Source organism: Candidatus Protofrankia californiensis (genome assembly GCF_900634765.1).
In the GTDB taxonomy this organism is placed as follows: domain Bacteria; phylum Actinomycetota; class Actinomycetes; order Frankiales; family Frankiaceae; genus Protofrankia; species Protofrankia californiensis.
On the sequence record NZ_CAAAFT010000183.1, the window covers coordinates 1 to 4,455 of the forward strand.

Annotated in this window: 5 protein-coding genes and 1 pseudogene; 4 read left to right on the forward strand and 2 right to left on the reverse strand. The window is 67.3% G+C overall.

Translation table 11 applies throughout. The features are described from left to right. Positions 1 to 653 (reverse strand): annotated as a pseudogene (locus DD1DGNOD_RS10115) (cytochrome P450); the annotation flags it as partial. A gap of 370 nt (positions 654 to 1,023) precedes the next feature. Between DD1DGNOD_RS10115 and DD1DGNOD_RS10120 the strand changes: the two are divergent. The 4 genes from DD1DGNOD_RS10120 to DD1DGNOD_RS10140 all read left to right on the forward strand — a co-directional run bounded on the left by DD1DGNOD_RS10120 (position 1,024) and on the right by DD1DGNOD_RS10140 (position 4,214). Further along, on the forward strand, positions 1,024 to 1,677 hold the full coding sequence (locus tag DD1DGNOD_RS10120; protein ID WP_131769974.1) for a cupin domain-containing protein: 654 nt from the start codon (positions 1,024 to 1,026) through the stop codon (positions 1,675 to 1,677). A 179-nt stretch (positions 1,678 to 1,856) separates the two neighbouring features. Then, positions 1,857 to 3,167, forward strand: a complete 1,311-nt coding sequence (locus DD1DGNOD_RS10130; RefSeq protein WP_241251481.1) for a YibE/F family protein — start codon at positions 1,857 to 1,859, stop codon at positions 3,165 to 3,167. A 403-nt stretch (positions 3,168 to 3,570) separates the two neighbouring features. Then, the gene (locus tag DD1DGNOD_RS10135) at positions 3,571 to 3,816 is read left to right on the forward strand and encodes a type II toxin-antitoxin system CcdA family antitoxin (protein WP_131766739.1); all 246 of its coding nucleotides are present in this window, start codon (positions 3,571 to 3,573) and stop codon (positions 3,814 to 3,816) included. Then, on the forward strand, positions 3,813 to 4,214 hold the full coding sequence (locus DD1DGNOD_RS10140) for a DNA-binding protein (RefSeq protein WP_131766738.1): 402 nt from the start codon (positions 3,813 to 3,815) through the stop codon (positions 4,212 to 4,214). Before DD1DGNOD_RS10135 ends, DD1DGNOD_RS10140 begins: the two co-directional genes overlap by 4 nt. 8 nt (positions 4,215 to 4,222) lie before the next feature. Here the strand turns inward: DD1DGNOD_RS10140 and DD1DGNOD_RS27920 are convergent. Beyond that, positions 4,223 to 4,455 (reverse strand): hypothetical protein (locus DD1DGNOD_RS27920; protein WP_206443065.1); only part of this gene is annotated, 233 nt, incomplete at its 5' end.

Here is a 4,455-nt window from a genome sequence, read left to right on the forward strand (position 1 = left end):
AGCCTGGTCAGGACGTCGTCCCGGGGGTGCACCCGACGGTCGGCGATCAGCTCCCGGAACAGTGCGGCCATCGACTGCGCACCGTGGCGCGCGTGGTCGTACTTGTTCTCGATACCCCGGGCGCTACCGATGAAAAGCATCATCTCGTCCGCCCACTGCTTGACCTCGGAGAGCCGGTCGTGGGGGACACCCAGCAGGTCCAGCACCACGTATCCGGGCAGCCGCAGGCCGAACTCCGTGTAGAAGTCGAACGGGCTGTCCTTCGGCAACTCCTCCAGGAGCCGCCGCGTGATGGTCAGCGTGGGTTCCCGCAGGCTCTCGGTCATCCGCGGATTGATCACGGTGCTCATGTGACGCCGCAGCCGGGTGTGGTTCGGTGGATCCTGGAACACCATCCAGATGGCGAGCCAGCGCATGACCTCCGCCGCCGACACCTGGTCGGCCTCCTGGAGCCGGTCGTACACGGGCACCAGGCGGTTGGCGGAGAACACGGCCGGAGTCGTGACGACGGTCTGGACGGTCGACCAGTCGACGGCGAGCCATGCTGAGAGCTCCGGGCTCCAGTGGACCGGCGCCTCGGCCCTCATACGCTCAAGCGTCCCATAGGGGTCACGCAGCGTCGCGGCGTCCGTTGGATCGTATGACGTAGACACAGTGGCTCTCCAAGTCGTCGGCACTGAGGTGGGTGACCGGTAGCCGATGCGCGCCGAGCGTGGCACGTGACGGCAACGGCCTGGAGAGCCGGATCTTTACCGGTTTGGACGTCGGCACAATCCAGACCTCCGGCCGGCGGCTCGGCGCGGGCCGCGCCGCCGGGCCTGCGGTGGGAGCGGCACGCCGGGCGCCGTGATCGGCCGAAGGCCGCGCACACCGTTGCCCACGCGGCGGCGAACACGGCGGTGCGACGCCGGGCGCCGTCCGCCTGGCCTCGTCGGACCACCCGCCTGGCCTCGTTGGAGGAAGACACAAATCCTCGGCCGCCGCGCCCGGCCGGCGATGGACCGGCTATGGGACGCTCGTCACATGTCAATCCACATCAAGCGCGTCGTGACAGGTGTCGACCAGAGCGGTAAGTCGGTCGTGTACGAGGATGCCGAGCTTCCGGCCGTCACGGTCGCCATGATGCCCGGTGCCGGATTCTTCGGGGTCTGGGGCACCGAAGGCGAGCTGTCCAGTCCTGTCGCGTCACCTCAGCCTGACAACAAGACTTTCTTTCCCGCTGCGGCCGGCACCCGGTTCGGATTACTGCGGTTCCCACCGGAGAGCAAAGCCGACGCAGATCTCCCGACGCCGGACGAGGAGACGCTGACCCTGCTCGTCACGGAGGCCGAAACCAAACTTCCCGGACTCATCGGGGTGTTCGAGCCCGATGCCCCCGGCATGCACCAGACGAAAACCATCGACTACTGCATGGTCCTCGAAGGGGAACTCCACCTGGAACTGGACGACGGGGCCGAGGTGCACCTTCCCGCCGGGTCATGCATCGTGCAGAACGGCGCCCGGCACGCCTGGCACAACCGCGGTGACGTGCCCGCGACCCTCGCCTATGTGATCATATCCCCGCGGGAACAGGACACCGACTCGCCCAGCCTGCCCGCATCAGCGAGCGGGAGCAGCGCGGCTACGAATCTCTCCCACACCTCGTCGACCACGGCTGCATCCACGTCGCGGAGGTAGACGTTCTTCTTGTCCGCCGGTACGGATTGCCGCAGATCCTTGTACAGCGCGGACGGTCGCGTCGAACGCCCAACACCACGCCCACTCCGCAGGCACCACCCCCGCCGCGACCATCGACCCGGCGGTCGTGACAGCCATGGTGGCGGGCAGCCCCGGCGAAACGGCCACACTCAGGTGCCATGGGGCACAACCACGGCCATCTCATCCCGTCACGCGGTCACGCGCTGTCCAGCCGGTCGTCGCGTGCGGCCGCGACCGTCATGGCCACGGCCGTAGTGCTGCTCCTCGCCCTCACCGCCGCAGGCGCCGTCCTGCTGTGGCCGAAAGCAGGCCCCCGCCACACCCCGAGCCAACTGCGCGACCTCGCCGGCGGCGCCCCCACGCTCATCAACGCAACGATCGAACGCGCCAACCGAGGCCCCTGCCCGGACCTCACCGACGCGGGCGCCGCCCCCACGACCTGCGACCAGCTCGACATCGTTCTGGACAACCGGCCCGGCACGGAAAACCGGGTCCATCTGGACACCCCCGTGGATCCGACCGGCCCCACGTACAAACCGGGTGACAAGGTCCGTCTCGCCCCCACGACCGACACCGCCGGCCAACCCACCTACTACGTCGCGGACTTCCAACGCGCGGCGCCGCTCGGCTGGATCGCCCTGCTCACCGCCATCGTGGTCGTGGCCGTCGCCCGCTGGCGCGGGCTCGCCGCACTCGCCGGCCTCGTCCTCACCTACCTCGTGATCGTCAAATTCACGTTGCCGTCCCTGCTCGACGGGCATCCTCCCGTCGCGGTCGCGCTGACCACCGGCGCGGCGTTGCTGGTCTGCCTGCTCTATCTCGCCCACGGCCTCTCCGCCCGCACCACCGTCGCGCTGCTCGGCACCCTCGCCAGCCTCGCCCTCACCGCCGCATTCGGCGCCGCGGCCATCGACCTCGCCCGCATCACCGGCCTCGGCTCCGATGAGGACGTCACACTCAAAGCCTTCGCTGGCGAGCTCAGCCTGCCCGGTCTCATTCTCGCCAGCGTCATCATCGGCTCACTCGGGCTGATCAACGACATGACCGTCACCCAGGCCGCCGCCGTCTGGGAAGTCTCCGACGCCGCCCCCGATGCCTCCGTACGGCACCTCTACCGGTCCGGGATGCGCGTCGGACGCGACCACATCGCCTCCAGCGTCTACACCCTCGCCCTCGCCTACGCCGGCGCCGCCCTACCCACCCTGCTCCTGTTCACCCTCGCCGACCGAAACAGCGCGGACGTCGCCACCTCCGACCTCGTCGCCGCCGAGATCGTCCGCACCGCGGCCGGCACCGTCGGCCTCGTCGCCTCGGTACCCCTCACCACCGCCATCGCCGCGCTCGTCGTATCCCGCCGCCGGCCAGCAGATGCGGGACCCACCCCACCCGATACGGACGTTGCTGTCGTCACCAGCCACCCCGCCGACACCCAACCCCTGACCTACCGCGCCAGCACCGGCAACCCGTAACGACGAACCGATCGCGAAGCCATCGCGGGGTCTGCCCAAGAAACGGTGTAACGGACAGCGATGTTCAAGCGTCTCTGCAGGTCACGGCCTTACTCTGGAGATTACCGATCAAGATCCCCTGACACTCCCATCGCGCGGTCGGCACCTGGTAGGCGTAAGGCTGGTAGGCGTAAGGAAAGCGCGGGGGGACTCGGCGACTATGCCCACCTGTCGGACCAGTGGAAGTGTCCCGCGGCCCGTCCGGGACGTGGACGGTGACGGTCGCCGCCCCGATGGCCGCGAACCTGGGTCGGCGGGTGAGCGAGCGCTGATCATACGGGTCGTGGTCGTCATAGACACTGTCGCCCGGGGCTCGGCGGCCGCATCATCTCCGAGCCTGCGCATACTACAGTATGATTGGCGCATGTCCGCAACCACCCGCATCACGGTCACGTTGCCCAGCGACCAGGTCGCCGAGCTGAGGAAAATCACGAAAAACGTCTCCGGGTACGTGGCCGAAGCCGTCGCACGCCAGATCCGCCACAAGCTGCTTGTTGACGAATTGGAACGCTACCAGCGGGAATCCGGCGCGTTCACCGAGGAGGAACTGACCGAGGCCCGGGCCAGGATTTTCGGTGACGCGGACCGTACAGAAGACACGGCGGCGTGACCAAACGCATCGAGACAGTCGTCTTGGACTGTGCGGGACTGTCCGCTTGGATCACTCAGGACCGTAAGGTTGCGGCCATGCTCCAGATCTTCAGTGAGCTGGAATCCGATCTCGTCATCAGCGCCAACACGATCATCGAAGTCAGTGACGCGGGCGTGAGCATGCCGCGTTTGAACTGGGTGCTCTCACGGCTCAAGGTCGAGCCGATTACCGAACAGACCGCGAAGGCGTCCACGAAGCTGTTGAAGGAAGCGAAGCTGCACGGCCACAAGTACGCCATCGACGCGACGGTGGCCGAGGTTGCCCTGCGGCAGCCGGGACCGGTCGTCATGCTCACATCCGACGTTGACGACATGTCCAAGCTCTGTGGTAACCGGGTCAGAATGATCGCTGTCTGACGGGTGTATCAGCGGCCGATCTCAGCGGAAACCTTACGGAAGCGGCTGCGGCTGGGTGCAGCCAGGTCCCAAATGCTGGTGGCCATGGTGCGCTCGACCAGCACTGATCGCCAGGGGATCGGGTGGCACAGGGCGCTACTGAGCCCCAGCCCACCGTTCAATTTCTGCAATCTTCGTGGTGATCGTTGAGGCTGAATATGGATCTCGGTTGGCCGGTTGGCCGGTTGGTCGGTTGGTCGGT

Excerpts from the sequence above, each read along its gene's own strand:
- DD1DGNOD_RS10120 (WP_131769974.1), top strand. The coding sequence starts at position 1,024 with ATGTCAATCCACATCAAGCGCGTCGTGACAGGTGTCGACCAGAGCGGT.
- DD1DGNOD_RS10130 (WP_241251481.1), top strand. The coding sequence starts at position 1,857 with ATGGGGCACAACCACGGCCATCTCATCCCGTCACGCGGTCACGCGCTG.
- DD1DGNOD_RS10135 (WP_131766739.1), top strand. The coding sequence starts at position 3,571 with ATGTCCGCAACCACCCGCATCACGGTCACGTTGCCCAGCGACCAGGTC.